At 35.5% G+C, this 20,081-nt stretch carries 17 protein-coding genes, 1 other RNA gene and 1 other annotated feature; of the genes, 9 read left to right on the forward strand and 9 right to left on the reverse strand.

What is annotated here, in order from left to right; translation table 11 throughout:
• Nucleotides 1-107: 107 nt before the first annotated feature.
• Nucleotides 108-372: signal recognition particle sRNA large type (gene ffs, locus BW724_RS11535), an RNA gene on the reverse strand.
• A 215-nt stretch (nucleotides 373-587) separates the two neighbouring features.
• Between ffs and BW724_RS11540 the strand changes: the two genes are divergently transcribed.
• The gene (locus BW724_RS11540) at nucleotides 588-1,358 is read left to right on the forward strand and encodes a hypothetical protein (protein ID WP_088075364.1); all 771 of its coding nucleotides are present in this window, start codon (nucleotides 588-590) and stop codon (nucleotides 1,356-1,358) included.
• A 151-nt stretch (nucleotides 1,359-1,509) separates the two neighbouring features.
• Nucleotides 1,510-2,562, forward strand: a complete 1,053-nt coding sequence (locus tag BW724_RS11545) for an LLM class flavin-dependent oxidoreductase (protein WP_088075365.1) — start codon at nucleotides 1,510-1,512, stop codon at nucleotides 2,560-2,562.
• Between the two features lie 101 nt (nucleotides 2,563-2,663).
• Here BW724_RS11545 and BW724_RS11550 read toward each other — a convergent pair whose 3' ends face one another.
• Nucleotides 2,664-2,963 (reverse strand): BC1872 family protein, encoded by a 300-nt coding sequence (locus BW724_RS11550; protein WP_088075366.1) that lies wholly within the window; start codon nucleotides 2,961-2,963, stop codon nucleotides 2,664-2,666.
• Nucleotides 2,964-3,625: 662 nt separating this feature from the next.
• On the opposite strand from BW724_RS11550, the gene BW724_RS11555 reads away from it, so the two are divergent.
• Nucleotides 3,626-5,350, forward strand: a complete 1,725-nt coding sequence (locus BW724_RS11555; protein ID WP_088075367.1) for an ABC transporter substrate-binding protein — start codon at nucleotides 3,626-3,628, stop codon at nucleotides 5,348-5,350.
• A 75-nt stretch (nucleotides 5,351-5,425) separates the two neighbouring features.
• Here BW724_RS11555 and BW724_RS11560 read toward each other — a convergent pair whose 3' ends face one another.
• A complete protein-coding gene (locus tag BW724_RS11560) occupies nucleotides 5,426-6,850 on the reverse strand; it encodes a hypothetical protein (RefSeq protein ID WP_088075368.1) in 1,425 nt (474 codons plus the stop codon).
• Between the two features lie 236 nt (nucleotides 6,851-7,086).
• On the opposite strand from BW724_RS11560, the gene BW724_RS11565 reads away from it, so the two are divergent.
• Nucleotides 7,087-8,304, forward strand: coding sequence for a PcsB-like coiled-coil domain-containing protein (locus tag BW724_RS11565; protein WP_088075369.1), 1,218 nt, complete (start codon nucleotides 7,087-7,089; stop codon nucleotides 8,302-8,304).
• Between the two features lie 81 nt (nucleotides 8,305-8,385).
• On the opposite strand, the gene BW724_RS23630 is transcribed toward BW724_RS11565, so the two are convergent.
• Nucleotides 8,386-8,562 (reverse strand): hypothetical protein, encoded by a 177-nt coding sequence (locus BW724_RS23630; protein ID WP_176371387.1) that lies wholly within the window; start codon nucleotides 8,560-8,562, stop codon nucleotides 8,386-8,388.
• Between the two features lie 218 nt (nucleotides 8,563-8,780).
• Between BW724_RS23630 and thiM the strand changes: the two genes are divergently transcribed.
• The gene (gene thiM / locus BW724_RS11570; protein WP_417891425.1) at nucleotides 8,781-9,596 is read left to right on the forward strand and encodes a hydroxyethylthiazole kinase; all 816 of its coding nucleotides are present in this window, start codon (nucleotides 8,781-8,783) and stop codon (nucleotides 9,594-9,596) included.
• Nucleotides 9,597-10,036: 440 nt separating this feature from the next.
• Here thiM and BW724_RS11575 read toward each other — a convergent pair whose 3' ends face one another.
• Nucleotides 10,037-10,663, reverse strand: a complete 627-nt coding sequence (locus BW724_RS11575) for an FMN-dependent NADH-azoreductase (protein ID WP_088075371.1) — start codon at nucleotides 10,661-10,663, stop codon at nucleotides 10,037-10,039.
• A gap of 283 nt (nucleotides 10,664-10,946) precedes the next feature.
• Here BW724_RS11575 and BW724_RS11580 point away from each other — a divergent pair, with 283 nt between their 5' ends.
• Nucleotides 10,947-11,756: an SDR family oxidoreductase gene (locus BW724_RS11580; RefSeq protein WP_088075372.1), complete on the forward strand. Its 810-nt coding sequence runs from the start codon at nucleotides 10,947-10,949 to the stop codon at nucleotides 11,754-11,756.
• A 38-nt stretch (nucleotides 11,757-11,794) separates the two neighbouring features.
• On the opposite strand, the gene BW724_RS11585 is transcribed toward BW724_RS11580, so the two are convergent.
• Together BW724_RS11585 and proB are read right to left on the reverse strand one after the other, a co-directional pair.
• Nucleotides 11,795-13,042, reverse strand: coding sequence for a glutamate-5-semialdehyde dehydrogenase (locus BW724_RS11585; RefSeq protein ID WP_088075373.1), 1,248 nt, complete (start codon nucleotides 13,040-13,042; stop codon nucleotides 11,795-11,797).
• Nucleotides 13,042-14,160 (reverse strand): glutamate 5-kinase, encoded by a 1,119-nt coding sequence (gene proB, locus BW724_RS11590; RefSeq protein ID WP_088075374.1) that lies wholly within the window; start codon nucleotides 14,158-14,160, stop codon nucleotides 13,042-13,044. The genes BW724_RS11585 and proB overlap by 1 nt, the downstream gene beginning before the upstream one ends.
• A 70-nt stretch (nucleotides 14,161-14,230) precedes the next feature.
• Nucleotides 14,231-14,432, reverse strand: a binding site (T-box leader).
• A 176-nt stretch (nucleotides 14,433-14,608) separates the two neighbouring features.
• Between proB and BW724_RS11595 the strand changes: the two genes are divergently transcribed.
• The 3 genes from BW724_RS11595 (at nucleotide 14,609) to BW724_RS11605 (ending at nucleotide 17,380) form a co-directional block, all read left to right on the forward strand.
• Entirely contained in the window at nucleotides 14,609-15,679 is a 1,071-nt protein-coding gene (locus BW724_RS11595) for a branched-chain amino acid aminotransferase (RefSeq protein WP_088075375.1), read from the forward strand.
• 147 nt (nucleotides 15,680-15,826) lie between these two features.
• On the forward strand, nucleotides 15,827-17,080 hold the full coding sequence (locus BW724_RS11600; protein WP_235848951.1) for an MBL fold metallo-hydrolase: 1,254 nt from the start codon (nucleotides 15,827-15,829) through the stop codon (nucleotides 17,078-17,080).
• Nucleotides 17,081-17,104: 24 nt separating this feature from the next.
• On the forward strand, nucleotides 17,105-17,380 hold the full coding sequence (locus BW724_RS11605; RefSeq protein ID WP_088075376.1) for a DUF3006 domain-containing protein: 276 nt from the start codon (nucleotides 17,105-17,107) through the stop codon (nucleotides 17,378-17,380).
• Nucleotides 17,381-17,442: 62 nt separating this feature from the next.
• Here the strand turns inward: BW724_RS11605 and BW724_RS11610 are convergent, their stop codons facing one another.
• Both BW724_RS11610 and BW724_RS11615 read right to left on the reverse strand, forming a co-directional pair.
• Nucleotides 17,443-17,820, reverse strand: a complete 378-nt coding sequence (locus BW724_RS11610) for a hypothetical protein (RefSeq protein WP_088075377.1) — start codon at nucleotides 17,818-17,820, stop codon at nucleotides 17,443-17,445.
• Between the two features lie 653 nt (nucleotides 17,821-18,473).
• Complete coding sequence (locus tag BW724_RS11615; RefSeq protein WP_235848952.1) at nucleotides 18,474-19,958, reverse strand: alkaline phosphatase; 1,485 nt, start codon at nucleotides 19,956-19,958, stop codon at nucleotides 18,474-18,476.
• Nucleotides 19,959-20,081 lie beyond the last annotated feature (123 nt).

Consider the following 20,081-nt stretch of genomic DNA (forward strand, 5'->3'; position numbering starts at 1 on the left):
TAACAAGAACGTATTTCTATAATAACACGATGTTTAATCAACTAATTTATTCCATATACAAAAATAAAAGCATGAGAACGTTACACTCTCATGCTTAAATATGTAAACCGCAAACCTATATACGAGATGGTTATCCATGCGTTTTCTTTATATTCGACTCAGTAAAAGCTACCTCTTGTACAAGAACAAATCCAACTTATGGCTGCTTCCTTCCGGATCTGACCCGTTCGTAGGTTTTTCTTCACAAAAGACTTTTTCCTCAACACCGAAACAAAAGAACTGACCACACATAACGATACCTTCTATAGGAATTCGACCCTGCTATAGCGGATTGCAGGTTACAAGGTGCCGCTATCTCCCCGTTTATTGCGGTTTTAATCACTTGAATAATTATATTTTACTATGAATAGGTTTAATCAGTAAATGTAAAGAGTATGGTAGCACTGGATATTAATAGAAATCACATAATAATTGAAGTAAAACTCTATTTTTTGACGCAGCTGTACATTAATAGATATCTTAAATCAGCATCTATTATAGTATATGTTAGAATAGTAATAATAAGAGTGATGGGAGGACTAGAATGAATGATTAATCGATCCATGTTTACAGTAAAACGGAAAGCTAGACGATATAAGAAATGGTTAGAAAAAATAACAATATATCCATATCCATATGAAGTATCAGGTAGAAACTATTACTTAATTGATTATGTAAAATTAAACCAAACAATTGGTGGGGCAATTATGTCAGATCAAGAGGAACACCACCAAGATGTTAAAAAAGCACATAGAAACTTATACCTTTTTTATAGATTACACGAGAAAATACTAGAAGGAAAAGTCCGAGCCTCAGTTAAGTTGGAATTTTTCCGTATTCCGTTAAAGAGAATGGATGAAACTCCTGATCCAAAATGGAAAGCGCCATATAAAGTAATTAACAGACTACTAGACTTACAGCTCCTATACAGAAAAACGTATGATGATTTTTGGGAACATATTTCTGAGATAAAAGAGAAAAAACTCCCACTAAAAGATGAAGAACTAGAGTTAGCCATTAATACAGCAGCTAAATTAGAGACAATTCAATATCACGTTGTATGCGAACTAGCCAACAATATGGACGTGCTGAAACAATGGAAGCAATTAATGCAGGAAAAAAAGATGTGGGATGAAATGAAAAAAGAACAGCAAGTATTTTATACACAACTTATGCAAAACGAAGAATTTATGATGGAAGAAGCAAAAAAAGCTAAAAGCGATAACTTTGATAAAGCATTTAAGCTTAATAAAGAAGCAATGACTATATATATGAGTAAGGAACAAAAATCTGATTATGAGGTACTACGTTACCCATAAATTTTAATGACCAACTGTCTAGCTCTTAGGCAGTTGTTTTATTTAGTATATAAGCAAAATATTATACTATTCTCTACAGGTTGTTTATCATTAAATTGGGACAAAATTCATAGTAAACATGATAATGACCATGTGAAAGGATGATACATAAATGGAAATTGGAATTAGTACGTTTGTTGAAACAACTCCTGATCCAAAGACAGGACAAGTCGTTAGTCATTCACAAAGAATAAGGGAAGTAGTAGAAGAAATCGTACTTGCTGATCAAGTTGGTTTAGATGTATTTGGGGTCGGTGAACATCATCGAAATGATTTTGCAGCATCTTCACCCGCAGTCATTTTGGCCGCAGCAGCTTCCAAAACAAAAAGAATCAGATTAACGAGTGCGGTTACAGTCCTTTCATCAGCGGATCCAGTACGAGTTTTTCAAGACTTCTCAACAGTTGATGCCATTTCAAATGGGCGTGCTGAAATTATGGCAGGAAGGGGATCATTCATTGAATCCTTTCCATTGTTCGGATATGATCTGAAGGATTATAATGAATTATTTGAAGAAAAACTCCAATTATTGTTAAAAATCCGCGCTTCAGAAATTATCTCTTGGGAAGGTAAACATCGACCATCCATTGATAATTTAGGAGTTTATCCTCGACCAGTTCAAGAACCTTTACCAGTATGGATAGGAAGTGGAGGGAACTCTGAGTCAGTTATAAGAGCTGGTATATTAGGATTACCTCTAGTACTTGCAATAATAGGTGGGAGTCCACAACAGTTTGAGCCACTTGTTAGACTATATAAAAGAGCAGCACAGCAAGCTGGTCATGATGTTTCAAAATTACCTGTTGCGTCTCACTCCCATGGGTTTATTGCAGAAACTACAGAAGTAGCAGCAGATAAATTTTTTCCATCAACACAGTATGTAATGAATAAATTAGGTCGTGAACGTGGTTGGGGGCACTATGATAGATCCAGCTTTGATCATGCAAGAAGTTTTGAAGGTGCTCTTTATGTAGGGGATATAGACACTGTTGCAAAGAAGATCATTCATTTAAGAAAAACTGTAGGTATTACAAGATTTATGCTCCATGTACCAGTTGGTTCTATGCCACATGAAGATGTTATGAACGCTATTAACTTACTTGGAAAAGAAGTAGCACCAATTGTAAAAGAAGAGATATCGAAATGGGAAGCTGAAAAGTTATAAATATTAACGGCATCGAATAAGTAAGTTAAAAGATATAGAACATACAATGAAGCCTGTAGTGTCATGGACATACAGGCTTCATTGATTTAATTAAACAAATTTTAGATCCATTCCTCTGGGACTGGATTGTTTTCTGCAATGGCATACGCTGCATTTGTAATTGCTTTCGGAAGTGTTTCTCCTTTGGCACAAAAACTATTAAAACAAACTTCATTATCCTCATTTTGAGTATATTTAAATCCAAATCTCTCAAATCTAGCTACAATCAGATTAGCGTGTTCTATATTTTCCTCTGGGTTGAAGTTTTCTATAAAAACTCCATTTTCACTGTCATACCAACGATTATAGCTATTCAATTTCCAACCTAAGACACGTCGAGCGATTATTTCAATTTTCTCCATAAAATACAATCCCCTCTACTTGTATGTCTATTTATATATTATTTTACCATAGAAAACAAATGGTTTATGCTTACAATAAAAATTAAATATACAGTATAGGGGAATCTGATTAACCGTGGAAGAGAAGTATTGGAAGTAAAAAAAATTTCAAACATAATCAGCATATCACATAATTTTTACAACTTTCACAATAAAAGGTATTGTATAGTAAAAAAGACTGTATTATAATATTACCATACTAGTTAATTTATCTGAGTAGTCTGTTTAATTGATTAGTTCATTTATTAAACAAAGTTTAAATGTTTTCTAGTTTAATATTTTGTAACTTTTAATACATAAAAACACCGATGCATTCACGCAATACAACTCCTATTATATCAACAAGAAACAAACCACAAATCAGATCTAATAAAAAACTCAAATTTAAATCCCATTACTAAATACCATATTATTTTTTGTCAAGACATTGTAAACGTTATCATTTGTAATATACCTAGCATAAAAAAACTTAAAATAAATAACAACGTTTGAAATGTTTATTTTGAGGAGGTGATGTTATTACATAAAACTGCTCTCAATCAAGATTTCGTGAAGTAGAAAGAATAGTTATGTCAACGAGAATAACTACAATTACACTTCAAAATGATGAAAGGGGTAGTCAAATGTTGAAGAGAAAAAATTGGTTTTTACTTTTAATCTTGTCACTAATTTTAGTTTTTGCTGCTTGTTCCTCTGATGACGAAACAGCTTCAGATCCAGAAGAAGAAGACCCACCTGCATCTGATGATGGTGGAGAAGTTGATGAATCTGATGATGGTGACAGTACTACAGAAATTGATACAACACCAGTTACTTATCACTACTTTAATGCAGGTAGTCCAGGAAATGATACTGACACAAACGAAACACGGATTGGTGCAGAAATGGAAGAAAAGACTGGTGTGAATTTTAGAATAGAGCACCTTGTTGGTGATTTAAACCAAAGAATTGGTGTTATGGTTGCAAGTGGAGATTATCCAGATGTAATTGCTCCAGATGATGCTATCGATGTCATTTTAGATGCAGAAGCTTTTATTCCACTTGATGATTTACTAGAGGAACATGGACCAAATTTATTAGAAGCATACGAGGACTATCTTGATATGTTTAGAATGGATGATGGGCATATTTACTATCTTCCTTTCGGTCCAACAGTCAACGAGTTTATTCCAAACCCAGAAATTGACCAAGGTGCATTTTGGATTCAACGTTCCATCCTAAAGGAAAATGGTTATCCTGAAATAAGGACACTAGATGAGTACTTCGATATCATTTTGGATTATGCTGCTGAAAATCCTGAGATTGATGGAATGTCAACAGTTCCATTCACTGGCTTAACTTATGACTGGAGGTTCTTTGCATTTTCTAATGTTCCAAATCACTTAGCAGGTTATCCAAATGATGGTGGAGTAATGATTGATATGGATACTCACGAGGCAACTGTATATGCAGATTCTGAGTATGCATATGATTACTTGAAAAAATTAAATGGATTAAATGCAGATGGCCACCTAGACCAAGAAATGTTCGTTATGAACTATGATGAATATTTAGCAAAACTTTCTTCAGGACGTGTATTAGGTTTCTTTGACTATGGTTGGCAAGTGGAGAACGCTCTTAATGCATTAGAGGACGCTGGTGACCCTGACCGAGAATTTGTACCACTTCCTATAGTATTTGATGGAGTAGACACAGATCAATACCTTGACCCACCAGCATTTACAACAAATCGAGGTGTTGGTATTACTGTAAATGCAGAAAATCCTGAACGAATTATTCAATATTGGGATGAAATGATTAAGGAAGAAAACCAAAAGATAGTCATGTGGGGCTATGAAGGTGAACACTACGAAGTTGATGATGAGGGACGTTTTTACCGTACAGAAGACCAAATTGTAGAAACATCAAGAACAGAAGTTAGGGATGAACTAGGTATGTCCTACTTTGAGTGGTACTGGCCACGAATTAATGGTACTTTTGATGATGGGAATGCTGTAGAACCTAGAAGACAACCTGAGGTTTTTTATGCCGCTCTATCTGATGAGGACCAAGAGTTCTTAGAAGCATATAATGCAGAAACTTTTGCAGAGCTCTTTGATGAGCCAGAGGACCGCCCATGGTTCCCGGCATGGAGTGCCAATATAGAGCAAGGTTCTCCTATTCAAATCTTTGAAGAACAAGCTGAAGAACTACAGAAACGTCACTATCCACGTATTGTATTAGCAGATCCTAACGAATTCGATGATGAATGGGAGGCATTTGTTAATGCATACAGACAACTTGATGTGGACTCTTATGAAGAATTCTTTACAGATGTAGCTCAATCTCGAGTCGCTGGAGAATGGTAAATATTAAGTTCTAAAACAAGAAAAGCTATGACGCCACTATTGTGGGTGTCATAGCTTTTCTATTTTCACAGTAGCCTAAAAAATAAGCAGAGCGGATATAGTTGCAACGAAAAGGCCTATAATGACTGGAATAAAGCTTTTTCTTACTAAATCCAGCACTGATATTTTTGCAAAACCTGCAATAGCAATGATTGGTGACCAAGCAACAAGCGTTCCACCACCAACCCAAATTGCTCCGATTTGGCCAATTGAGGCAAGGGTTTCAGGTTGAATTCCAATGGAAGTGGATAGAGCTTCTGATAAAGAGCCAATTAAAGGTAACGCGGAAAAGCCAGACCCATCAAGACCTGAAATCATACCTAAAGCAAGAATACCAAAGGCAGTGATAATGACGCTGTCTGGTATTGCAGTTTGACTCGCTTCAACTAAGTCAAATAGGAAGGCTGGTGCATTTTCCGCATCAGTTCCAAATACTTGCGCTGATAGCTCACCGCTCCCAATAAAGAAGAACCCAGCAACAGGTATGACGAGACCCATTACTTTAAATGCAAATACAAAACCATTTACTATATGGTCACTTACTTCCTGCAGTGTTGATTTGTAGTTTCGGAATAAGGAAATCATGAGTATTAGTATCACGGCTGAACCGCCAACTAAGGAGGCGCCTGCACCATCTTCTATAGAAGGAATAAACTCTGAAAATGTTGCAATAACCACATAGGTGACAATTACTAAGAAAACTGAAGGGACAAGAAATGCAAATACCTTACTAAATTTCCCTTTAATAACTTTTGATTCGTCCGTATTTAACTTCATCTCTTGATCTCCACTATTTTCCCAATCAGTTAAATTACTTTCCGCAGGTCCTTTAATGGACTTTCTAATCATAAAATAGGCAACCGTTAACGAGGTAATCCCTGCAATAAGTGATAAAATTAAAGTCTGTTCTCCTATCACGTTTGCATCAATGCTACTGCTTGATGCTGTAAGTCCTGGTGCTACCTTAAGCACAAAGTCAGATGATAAGGCCATCCCATGACCAGCTAAGGAAATAGCAATAGCTGCCCCAATTGGGGGAAGACCGGCTTTAATAGCAACAGGAATTAATAATGCTCCAATTAGTGGAACTGATGGGGCTGGCCAGAAGAAAAGTGATAAAAAATATGTTACTGCAACAAGAATCCAAAATGATAAATATCCATTTTTCATCACTTTCTGAAACGGCAACACCATTTGTTCATCAGCACCTATAGATTTAATGGAACGAAGAAGTGCTGTCATGATAGCAATAATTAAAAAAATATCAAACAGCTCTGTAGCTGCAGTTAAACTTGCATTAAATATTGCGTGTATTCCAGCCAAAAATGACTCATTATATGCCCACGCAACGAGAAAGCTCATGACTATAGCTGGAACAACAACATTCTGTCTAAAGAGCATGGTAATTATAATTAAGCAAATACCGGCTAAGTATAGCCAATGCGCCATAGTTAGTTCCATAAACAAACTCCTTTTATTACAGAATTGTAGAAACCAATTTCATACTATGCTCTTATTAGGTTTACGTGTAAATATTATTCCTGAAGATAAACTTCAACCTTTAGGACTGTTAATAATCATTCTAGTTTGTTACATGAAAATAATATTTCTATTACAATGCTGAGATATTTGTCTGATAAGGTAGATAGTAGTCATTTTGTAAAAGAAAAAACTATTTTCTCTTAGGGGGAAGAAGTGTGATTAAGAAGTTTATGATTTTAGTATTCTTCATTACATCGTTCCATATATTCATAGGGGGCACAACCCATGCTACTGATTCGTTGAAAAATGAAGAAGAAAAAATTCAGCACGAACGACAACATTTAAAAAGAGAACTATCGGAAGCTGAATTATCTTTAATAGAGTTGACCCAGAAAATTAATGAACATAATAATGAGATTGAGGATTTGAATGATGAAATCTTAAATAATGAAGATAAAATAATCGAAACTGAAGAGGAAATTTCTCAAAATGAATTGAAGATAAAAGAATTAAAAGATGATATTGAGTCTCTTCAGTTAGATATTGATCAACGGATTGATTTGCTTAAAGATAGGGCCGTTTCCTATCAAAGAAATGGAATTGATAGTGTATCTTATATGGAAGTTATCCTAGGAGCAGAAAGTTTTGGAGATTTTATCAGCAGAATTATAACGATTACAAAAATTGCGCAAGCAGACAATAACTTTATTGAACAAACGGAAATAGCTTATCAAGAGTTAGAAACTATCAAAGCTGACTACGAGACTACCATCAAAAATCTCGAAACTCAGAAAGAACAACTTGAAATGATACATCAAGAGATTAATGACCAAAAGGACAAGCTTGTTTCCTTAAGGGATGAACTAAAGCAAAAAGAAAAAGATCAGAAATTATTTATTTCAAGATTAGTAGAGGAAGAAAAAGAATTAGCATCCAAGGAAGATGATATTCGAAAACGAATTGAAGAAGAAGTTAGGTTGAGAGAAGAAGCTCAACGAGAATTAGAACGTCAGGCTGCTGAAGAAGCCCGACGCGAGGAAGCACGTCGTGCAGAGGAAGCTGCACGAAAGGAAGCGGAAAAAACTAACTCTAGGAACAATAATGAAGATTCAAGTAATAACGATAATAAATCTGAATCAGATGCTTCTTGGCAAACTTTTGAAGCCACTGCATATACTGCATACTGTGAAGGTTGTACTGGAGTTACAAGATTAGGAATCGATTTAAGGTCTAATCCTAACGCTAAGGTAATTGCAGTGGATCCAAGTGTAATCCCATTAGGAAAACGTGTTGAGATTAGGGGACATGGCACCTTTCTTGCAGCAGATATAGGATCCGCAATTATTGGAAATAAAATCGATATATTTATGCCTAACCAATCGGATGCATTATCATTCGGTAGAAGAAACGTACAATTGAGAGTCTTAGATTGATAGATGACCTGCCTTTATAAAAAGGCAGGTTTATTTATAACCATTTTGGTGCAGATGACCAAGGCGCTTGTGCATTTCTTATTAGGTTTGTAAAAATAATGTAATCATATAAATGATGATTAGTAAGAAACCAGCAACAAGGTAAATTACACCTAATCTTTTTTTATTCTTAAAAAGGGAAAAGATCCCTAGCCCACCAAATAACCCTGCAATAATAAACAGCCCAATTCCTAGAAAAACAATCATCATTTCATTCATATTCATGTCTCCTTTAAATAAAAACGATAGTATAATTATTTTAGTATAAAAACTAGTTTTATGATATTAAATAGTATTCTATCTTTAACTAGTTGATTATAAAATGTTTTTGTTTTTGAACAAGATGTGATCTCGGGAAAAAAACGTGGGTTCATGAATCATTAGCTTCTTTAATGAAAAATTGCTACTATAATCCTATAAATATAATTTGTTAAAGGATGATCAATATGGAAAGTAAAACTGTAGAATTACGAAATTTAGTAAAGAATAACTCACCTTTAGTTCATAACATAACAAATGTCGTCGTAACCAACTTTACCGCTAATGGTTTATATGCTATTGGAGCTTCTCCTGTTATGGCTTATGCCAAGGAGGAGGTTGGAGATATGGCTAGTATTTCACAAGCGCTTGTTTTAAACATTGGTACTCTAACTTCAACTGAAGTAGAAGCTATGTTTATTGCTGGTGAATCAGCAAACAAACACGGAGTCCCTATTATTTTAGACCCTGTTGGAGTAGGTGCAACTCCTTATAGAACTCAAACTGCGAAAGAATTATTGAATAGGTTATCTATACAGGTAGTTAGGGGAAATGCCGCTGAAATTGCAAACCTTATTGATGAACAGGTTCAAATGCATGGAGTTGATTCGAAGGTTGAAATAAATAATCTTGCGGACCTTGCTAAAAAAGCAGCAAATAAGCTAAACACTATCATTGTTATGACAGGTAAAACTGACTTAATAACAAATGGAGAGATATTATTTGAGGTCAGGAATGGGCACCCAATGCTAACAAAGGTTACTGGAACAGGTTGTTTGTTGTCATCTGTTGTTGCAGCTTTTTGTTCTCAGTCCGATGACAAAACAACTGCATGTGCAGCTGCTGTTTCATTTTATGGTATCGCAGCAGAGAAGGCTATTGAGGTAAATCAAAGTAAAGGACCTGGTCATTTTCAAATGAATTTTATTGATCAGCTATACAATATAACAGATGAAACAATTGTGAACAACATAAAAATTAAGCAAACGCAGTAATTGATAATAAGTAAGACTTTGTACGTTATTAACAAACAATGTACAAAGTCTTTTTTTGGCTACAGTGAAAATTTTGTTGGAACAAATTACGGTTTGTTCACTTTACGTACATACTACTACTTAGTTCACTTCGGTTAAGCATAATGATTTGTAATGTATTCACTCAAGTAAATCCAGTATAAAATTAATATTGAAAATATACAGAAAATTAAATATAATTGTATTATTATATTAGTAAAGGGGATATTATATGGAAGATTCTAAGTTAATCACGCACTACGACGGAAGAGATTTATATGCTGTAAATTTTAAAGTAAATAAATCAAAAGAAATCATTATCACACCTAAAAAAGTAGGGAAAATACATAACTGTCAATATCCATATTTCCAATTTATAGTATAACAAAAATGCTGTCCTTAGATGGACAGCATTTTTACAATTAAAATTTCTTAGCTAATTCTGCTGCACTTTGTAATCCCTTAGCAATGATATCATCAGCTTGGTCAGGATATTGATTATGTCCTTCAATGATTACTTTACTAATGTCTTCAACACCCCAGAAACTTAACATCGCATTTACAAAGTTCACTGCCATTTCAGCTGAAGCAGCTGGTCCCTCTGAATAAACCCCACCTCGTGCATTGAGGAGAACTACTCTTTTATCATTTAATAATCCAACTGGACCTTCTGCAGTATAACGGAAAGTTTTACCGGCTTGTGCAAGATAGTCCAAATAAGTGTGCAATACTGCTGGAACAGTAAAGTTCCATAAAGGAAATGCGAAAACAATTTTATCAGCACTTAAAAATTGATTTAAATATTTATTAACTAGTGTAGTTGCTTCTTCTTCAGCAGGAGTAAGCTCCATACCATTTGCTGATTTATACATGCCATTAATCATATCTGTATTATAATAAGGCAGATTTTCTTCAAACAGATCAAGTTCTGTTATGTCATCTTCAGGATGAGTCTCCTTATAATTTGTAAGAAAAGTGTGATATAGCTTCACACTAACTGCCTGTTCGATTGGGCGTGAATTTGCCTTAATAAATAGTACCTTTGCCATTTGATATTACCTCCAAGTATAAGATATAAGGTTGTTATAGCAACCTTTTAGTTTCTTTTAAGTATTCAAAGTATATATTCAAAGCAATATAGTTGCTATACATACTAAATACAGATGCTAGTATAAAATATTAAAGGAAGGAATGTCAAACCTTTTACTTTAAAATTGTATACTTCTATTTTAACCAAGCATATATATTAATTACGTTTCAAGGCAGTGGTAAATCATGTTATCCTATTGTTGTTGATGGAGCCATCTTTAAATAGTCCAAGGAGATGACAAAATGAAAGAAAAACCTGTTGTAGTAATTACTGGAGCAAGTAGGGGAATTGGTGAAAACACTGCACATTTTTTTGCAAGCCGAGGATATATAGTAATTGGAACTGGGAGAGATCTTAAGAAATTAAAGGAAGTAGAAAGTCGATTAAATAGAGAATCCAATGAGCATAAAACGTTAACAATGGACGTTACTAATCCTACTGAAATAGAGGAAGTAATTGACTTTATTATAAACTTTTATGGGCGTATTGATGTTTGGATAAATAATGCAGGAGCATTTAAGGCTATTGGTCCTACTTGGGAAGTAGATCCTGAAGACTGGAAAAATGATGTTAATACAAACCTATTTGGAACATTTAACTGTATACATAAGATTGTACCCGTAATGCTGGCCCAAGGAGTTGGTACAATTATAAATGTAGTAGGCGGGGGAACAATAGGCTCATTTAAGTATGGAAACGGATATGGCACTTCTAAAACTGCAGTAGCGAGGTTTTCTGAAAACCTTGCATTAGAGTTGGAAAATACACCATTAAAAGTTTTTGTCCTCCATCCTGGTTTAAATGATACGGACATGACTAGATACCAAAGGGAAACAGAAGTCGGTAAAACATATTTAAGCCACATGGAAGGTTTATTTGAAAAAGGGGTTCATGTAAAACCAGAAGTAGCGCCCACATGGTTATACGACCTGGCATCAGGTACATTCGATGATTATATTGGACGGATTGTATCAGTAACTGATGATAGAGAAGAGCTATTAAAGCAAAATGTTAGTGAAAGTGATGCATACCGTTTAAGATTAAAAAAATAAAAACCCACTACAATTATAGGCAGTGGGGGGAGGGACCACTATTTCGTTTGGCCCTCTCCATATATTAGATATTTTGTTGAAGTGAGTGCTTCTAACCCCATAGGTCCACGAGCGTGTAACTTTTGGGTGCTTATACCTATTTCAGCTCCGAAACCAAACTCAAAGCCATCTGTAAATCGGGTCGACGCATTGTGATATACTGCTGCCGCATCTACATAGGTCATGAACTGTTTCACATTCTCCTCTGACCTTGAAATAATTGATTCAGAATGCTTCGTACCATATCTTTTAATATGGTTAATGGCTTCATCTACACTTGAAACAATTTTTACAGCTAATATTAAATCTAAATACTCCATATTCCAATCTTCTTCAGTAGCTGGAACAATACGCTTATCTAATTCAGTTGCTGAGTGATCTCCCTTTAGTGTCACACGATGATTCACTAAATGCTCCACAAGGTCTGTTAAATGAGATTTCGCCCAATCTTTATGCACAATTACCGTTTCAGCAGCATTGCACACCGAAGGCCGCTGTGTTTTTGCATTTGTTACGACCTCAATGGCCATATTTTTGTCCGCAGTGTTATCAATGAAAACATGACAATTCCCAACACCTGTTTCAATCACAGGTACAGATGCTTTTTCCATAACTGATTTGATCAGATTCGCTCCGCCACGTGGAATAAGGACGTCTAAATATTCGTTTAGTGTAAATAATTTTTCAGCTGTCTCTCGACTTGTATCTTCTAGAAGTTGAACAGCGTCTTTTGGAATCTTGGTTTTTTCCAGCGCTTTATGAATCACTTTAACTAACGCTTTATTTGAATGCGAAGCAGAAGAACTTCCCCTTAGTAAAACCGCGTTTCCTGTCTTTAAACATAGGCTTGCTGCATCGATTGTTACATTTGGTCTAGCTTCGTAAATCATACCAATAACGCCTAAAGGTACTCGTACTTTATTTAATTTCAACCCATTAGGCCTTGTAGTTTCAGAAATTACCTCTCCAATTGGATCTTTGAGCTCAGTTAATTGAGTTAATGCTTCGCTCATATCTTTTATACGAGCTTCTGTTAACTTTAACCTGTCTAAAAGCGCTTCTGGAAAACCTTTTTCACTAGCTGCTAGTAGATCTTTCTTGTTTTCTTCTAAAATGTAAGACATTTCACTCAACAATTCCTTAGCAACAGCAAGAAGTGCATCGTTTTTATCAGCTGATGAAGTTGCTCCAAGCACACCTGTTAAGTCTTTTAGTAGCGCTGCTTTTGTCACTAGTTCAACACTCATTATTTATCATCTCCCACAAAAGTAATCCAATGATCTCGATGAATAGCCTCAGCAATAGAACTCTCTAAAATTTGCTTTACTTCTTGGCTATCCAATCCTTTAATTGCTTTTAATTGTTCAGAAGAATAATTTACTTGACCTTTTCCTATCACTTTTCCTTTCTGATTTACAACCTCAACCACATCTCCAGAAAGAAAATCCCCGTACACCTCATTAATACCAACTGGAAGAAGGCTCTTCCCTTTTTCTAAAACTGCAGTAATAGCTCCATTATCTATAACAATTTTTCCATTAGAATTGGAGTGAAAGGCTATCCACTGCTTTTTACTTTTAATTACCTTTTGTGTTGAACGACCAATGTAAGTACCATCACCTAGGCCATTCAGTATATCGAGTAGCTTTTGTTCACTAGATCCGGTTCCAATAAAGATTGTATTAACGCCTAATGAACTTGCTGTTTTAGCCGCTTCAATTTTAGAGCGCATCCCGCCAGTTCCCAACTTAGAAGTAGTAGCATGAATCTTTTTTAATAAACTATCTGGTATGTTAGGTAAGTATGTGTACCTCTTTGCCAATGGATTTTTTCTAGGATCTTCATCGTATAGGCCATTGATATCCGTTAATATTATTAAGTGGTCTGCGTGAATTAATCCGCTTACTAATGCAGAAAGCATATCGTTATCCCCAAAAGTTAATTCTTCAATAGAGGTAGAGTCATTCTCATTAATAATTGGAATTACATTTCTTTTTAATAGCTCTGTTAAGGTAGCATACGCATTTCTGTATTGTGCTTCATTACTAAAATCTCCACGTGTTAAAAGCAGTTGGGCCACATCAATTCCATGCTGTGAAAATACCTCACCATAACCTTGCATTAATAAGACCTGTCCTATGGCAGCAGCAGCTTGCTTCCCAGCAATTTTTACAGGTCTAGAAGGATATCCAAGCTTAGTAAATCCTGCAGCAACAGCTCCTGATGAAATTAAAATAACTTCATGACCTTCTTTTTTAAGTTTGGCGATAGCATTGGTATGTTCGCGGAGCTTTTTCATAGAAAGTCCACCAACATCGTTCGTAAGAGAACTACTACCTATTTTCACAACTATCCGCTGTTTCATGTTTTACTCCCTCTCTTTATAACACACTTTAAAGTGATAAACTGTTTGCAAATAAAAAAAACCCTCCTTATAAAAGGACGGAAATATCCGCGGTACCACCTTTGTTGGTAAAATAACCCACTTTCTCCCAATAACGTAGGGATAACGGTTAGCTTTATCACTAACAGCTCATGGGCAGGTTCATTAGAGTTTATACAAGGGAACTTTCAGCCAATGGATCCCACTCTCTCATGTACAACGAACTAATTACTAACCCCAATCATAGCATTACATAATATAAGTTTTAATCATTATCCAAAATCCTAACATAAAAGTCAAGAGTTCATTTATAAAAATATTATGATAATTTCATAATATACCTTGTAATTTTCTTCATAAAAATTTAGAATAGTCAAAACAGAAGTTTTTAACACGTTAAACGAGCAAAGGGGAAGTTGAGGGAGATAAGATGAATAAAGACAACATTACAATTGTGAAAACAACAAACGGAAAAGCAAAGCCAAGTGAAAACGCTTTAGGGTTTGGGAAGTATTTTACGGATCATATGTTTGTATTGGACTACGATATTGATAATGGCTGGCATAGTCCACGTGTTGTGCCTTATGAACCGATTACCTTAGATCCTGCTGCAATGGTATTTCATTACGGACAGACAGTATTTGAAGGATTAAAGGCTTACTACGGGACAAATGGTAAAACAATGCTATTTAGACCTGAAAAGAACGTTGAAAGGCTAAATCGTTCATGCAACAGGTTAAGTATCCCTGAAATAGATGAAGAGCTTTTCCTTAAAGGACTAAAGACATTAATTGCTGTTGAGAAAGAATGGATTCCTAAGGAAGATGGAACGTCACTCTATATTCGACCATTTATATTACCAACAGAGACTAATCTTCGTGTAGCGCCTGCGAATTCATATAAGTTTATCATCATTTTATCGCCGGTTGGAGCTTATTATGCAGAAGGCATTCATCCAGTTGCGATCAATGTGGAGAAGGAATATACAAGGGCAGTATTAGGAGGAACAGGTACTGCAAAGACAGCTGGAAATTACTGTGCAGGGTATAAAGCACAAAAGAAAGCTAGTGAGCAAGGTGCTGCACAAGTTTTATGGTTAGATGGTGTGGAGAAAAAATATATTGAAGAAGTAGGTAGCATGAATATTTTCTTTAAAATCAACGGTGAAGTAGTTACGCCTGAGCTTAATGGTAGTATTTTAGAAGGAATTACTAGAATGTCTATCATTGAATTGTTGAAAAAATGGGGTATTCCTGTGACAGAAAAGAAAATTTCGTTTGAAGAGTTTGTGCAGGCTTATGAAGATGGCATAGTTGAAGAAGTATTTGGAACAGGAACTGCAGCTGTTATCTCACCTGTTGGGGAATTTAGATTCCAAGATAAAATTATGATTATTAACAATAGGGAAACAGGAGAACTTTCTAAAAAGCTATATGATACTATTACTGGTATTCAAACTGGAAAAATGGAAGATGAATTAAATTGGACTATTGAGGTTTAAGCACTTCAAGCCAATTAAATGAATATTTTAGAATTCCCTTTTCAATCATAGTATGAGATGATATTTTTTCATACTGATTAAGAAACAGGGAATTTTTTATTTACTCCAATGAAAAAGTTTTAATTTGAAAGGAGTAAGAACGTACATATGTTTTTGAAAAATAAAATAATCTATTTAGTATTAGTTATTTTAGCTTCCTTTGTACTATTTTCAGCATGTGGAGAGGCTGGTTCTGAGGTTATACCTCAGGAGGAAGAAAAAATCGACAATAATATATCAGTGGATATTGATGAAGAAGATGAAATAGTAACAAATGAGACAGAGACGATCACGTACGATGAGTCCGATGTCGAATCTATTGATGTTAATGGAGTTATGGAAGTCCACTTCATAGATGTTGGACAAGGGGATGCAACATTATTTCTAGGCCCCGATTTCACCATTTTAGTTGATGCAGGCAGGCATGAAAGAAATGATGTTGTTCCTTATTTGAAAAATCACGGTGTTTCCAATATCGATTTACTAATAGGGACGCACCCACATGCCGATCATATAGGACAGATGGATAAAGTAATAGAAAACTTTGATGTAGCTGAAGTTTGGATGTCAGGAGACGAACATACATCACAGACATTTGAAAGAGTATTAGATGCCATATTAGCTAGTGAAGCAGAATACTACGAACCAAGAGCAGGAGAGACCTTCCATTTTAACTCAGCCCTCGTAGAAGTATTGCATCCCGAAATGTTAACAGGGGACCTTAATGACGGTAGTGTCTCCCTTCGCTTTGTTTATGGTGATGTGAAATTCATATTAACCGGTGATGTAGAGCATAGTGAAAGGGATATTATTAATCGAGGATATGACCTAGAAGCAGATTTTTTCCAACTTGGACACCATGGATCCAGCACATCTAATACACAAGCTTTTTTAGATGCGATTAAACCAGATGTAGCTATATATAGTGCAGGTGCAAATAACAGTTACGGGCATCCACATGTAGAAGTGGTTAACAGATTAAAAAATATGGATATTCTCTTGTATGGTACGGATATCCATGGATCGATCATCGTAAAAACTGATGGTCAATCATATACAATTCATACGGAAAGAAACGGTACAATTCAAGCTGATCATAATGATAATGAACAAGGTGAATCTAAACAAGACAATGTAGAAGAAACGAGAAGGTCTAATAATTCTTCTACAGTTGATTGTATAGATATCAATAATGCTTCTCTGGAACAATTGACTGCTATTACACATATCGGTGATGCAAGGGCAGCAGAGTTAATTGAATTACGTCCTTTCCAATCAATAAATAAATTAACAAGAATTACTGGAATAGGGTCTGGTAGACTAAATGATATAAAAGAAGAAGGCTTAGCATGTGTAAATTAAACCTATAAACAGGTGGTGATTTGAATGAAAAAGATAAAAGCTGTCGTTGACCGAATTGTAGATGGAAAACATGTTGTTTTATTAATAGGAGACGAAGAAGAAGAAAAGGTCGTTCCTTTAAATAAGTTCCCAGATGAAATAAAAGAAGGAACATGGTTAATTATTGATTTTAGTGATACTAATAAGGATATTATTCAAAAAATTAGTATAGATCAAAGGGAAACAGACACTAGAAAACAACGAATTAAAAGCAAGATGGAGTTATTAAGAGAAAGATCAACTAAAGGAAGGAATGACTAATTCAATCGAATATATACTCAATTATTTAGCGTCTCACACGATTGTGAGACGCTATAATTTTTTTACCAACTTCGATATGGTTGTATAGACTGTCTAGGATGCTGATTTCGTTGAGGAGTTCCAAAGTAGTTTGGTTGCTGTCCCCACGGTTGTTGGTAATTATGCCAGTTTTGTTGAGGTGGCTGCATACCCCATTGTTGGTATGTTGTTGGATTCACCCAGGTATTTTGTTGTGGCTGCCAATTTGACGGTGGCGAATGTTGTACCCATGGAGATTGCTGTTGCCACGGTGATTGTGTTTGTTGTTGTCCTGTTAATTGTTGCCATAAAGTTGGTCTCGGCGGTTGTTGCCCCTGTATCTGAGTGCCACCGAATAATTGCTGAAGTGGATTTTGTCCACTAAGAAGCCCAATCGCCATTGTCCCTAATGGTCCAAACATCGAATTCTCCTTTCTAACATAAAAGTTCCGTTCCGAAAAAATTTAGTCTATCGTACGAAACTAAAATCTGTGCATTTATCTTAATTTAAGTTATAGTATGTTATTTAATAAGCACTGTATAAACTGTTAACCAAGTATGGAAGATTCTATAGCCCAAATGAATAACTCAAGGGAATATTATTAAATTTATGTGTCTGACATCATTCACAATGCCTTTGGGGCTAGACCCATTACATAGCGCTATTCAGGAACCATTTGAAGATAAATAACTGTAATACAGTGTGCTTCAAGTTGATGTGGAAAAGGTAAATATTATTGTAAAAAATAAAAGTAATTAATGAATGAAACATTTATAATTTGCACATCATATTTATTGAAGAGGACATAAGCGTCTTCTTCAAAGATACAGGGAAATGGGTTTCGAACGTCATGATTACCTTGAGGGGTGGTTAGCTTGAACAAGTAACAAGCAATAAACGCTTTAAGGGAAAAAACGATCGAAAATGAGGTGTTTACAGCAGATAAACATCGATACGACCCCAGAGTATTTGTATCATAAAAAAGGTGGCCATTACGGTCACCTTTTTTTACCTTTCAGAAAAAAGCCCACAGATGACTAAAATCGTCAACTGTGGGCTTTTTTGTGTTAAGGATTAATCATTTTCTCCCAATGTAAACTCATAACCACTTATTTCTGCAATCATTCTTGGGATTTCAATATTATCAAGTACACCTTCAAACCTTTCCGCTCCTACACCAATTGAAAATACAGGAACCATGTTTCCAGTGTGGCCACCAGTATCACTTTCTTCTCGAATTTGCCGGTCAATTACACCTGCTCGATAGTGATAGGCAATGATACTTCCAATTTCCCATCCAACTTCATGCTCTAAAATAAGACGACCTTCAGGATCATCAGCATCCCAAACATTTTCTTGAAATTCTCTGACCTCTTCATCAGAGATATCTATATTTGCATATTCAGCAAAAACTTCTTTAATACTTTCTTCAGTATAATTCCCAGTACCTTCGTCTATTTCCAATTGCTGCGCCATGTACTCTGGAGAAACCCCAACTGCTTTGAGGGCATCAATATTCATTTCTTCCGTTGCTGCAACACCCATCGTTTCATGATCTGCTAAAACAAGTACCAATGTTTCTCCATCGTCTTCTGCCCAATTTACAGCATATTCTACTGCATGATCAAATTCAACAGTTTCTCTCCAAATACCACCAAAGTCGGCGGCGTGAGAGATATGATCAATTCTTGCACCCTCAATCATTAAGAAGAATCCATCTTCATCTAGAGAGGCTCTCTCAATCGCTTTCTCAGTCATTTCAACTAAAGTCGGCTCTTCACTGTTATTAACTTCACGATCTCCAACATAGTTCATGAAGGAAGGGTGAAATAGTCCAAGGAGTTTTGTATCCTCGTTAGCTTCATAAGCTATTAGTTCGTCCCTTGTCTCTACAAGTTCATAGCCTGCTTCCAGGAAATCCTCAATTAAATCGTTACCATCCTGCCTATCAGGTTCAAAATTTCTGCGACCACCACCAAGTGCAATATCATATTGTCCTTCAAATATTTGTCTAGCAATTTCATCTTGACCTGCGCGACTTTCAACTTTAGCTACAAATCCTGCTGGTGTAGCATCTGTCACAGTATTCGTTGATACAATACCTACTGTTTTCCCTTGTTCTTGAAATATATCAAGTACACTTGTAAGTTCTTCACCATCTGGAGAAACACCTAGCATACCATTGTTTGTTTTTTCACCGTTTGCTAATGCAGTACCAGCTGCAGCTGAATCAGTTACCATGTTATCTGCCGAATAGGTACGAGATAATGCTACGTTTGGCAATGTTTCCATAAATAATTCTCCATTTTTACCATGTTCGAACAAGCGAGCAACTTCCATTTGTCCAACACCCATGCCATCACCAATCATCACAATGACATTCTTTGGTGTTGTACTATTCGTATCTGCTTGTTCTTCACCAGCAGGTGCCTCTTCCTCTTGTTGTGGATCGCTTTGATTTTCATCTTGTGGTGGTTCTTCAGTATCCTCAGCACATGCAATCATCCCCATACTAAAGCAAAACCATAGTAAAAGAATTAATATTCGTTTAAGAGCCATTAGAAATCCTCCTAATTTATGTATTTCTTTTAGGTTGTTTTAAAGAATAATTAATATACTTATTTTTTGGATAGTCTGATTTAGAGAGAGTAGAACAGATGGAATGCTTTCATATAACTATAG

This window comes from Litchfieldia alkalitelluris (assembly GCF_002153425.1).
Taxonomy (GTDB): Bacteria; Bacillota; Bacilli; order Bacillales; family Salisediminibacteriaceae; genus Evansella; species Evansella alkalicola.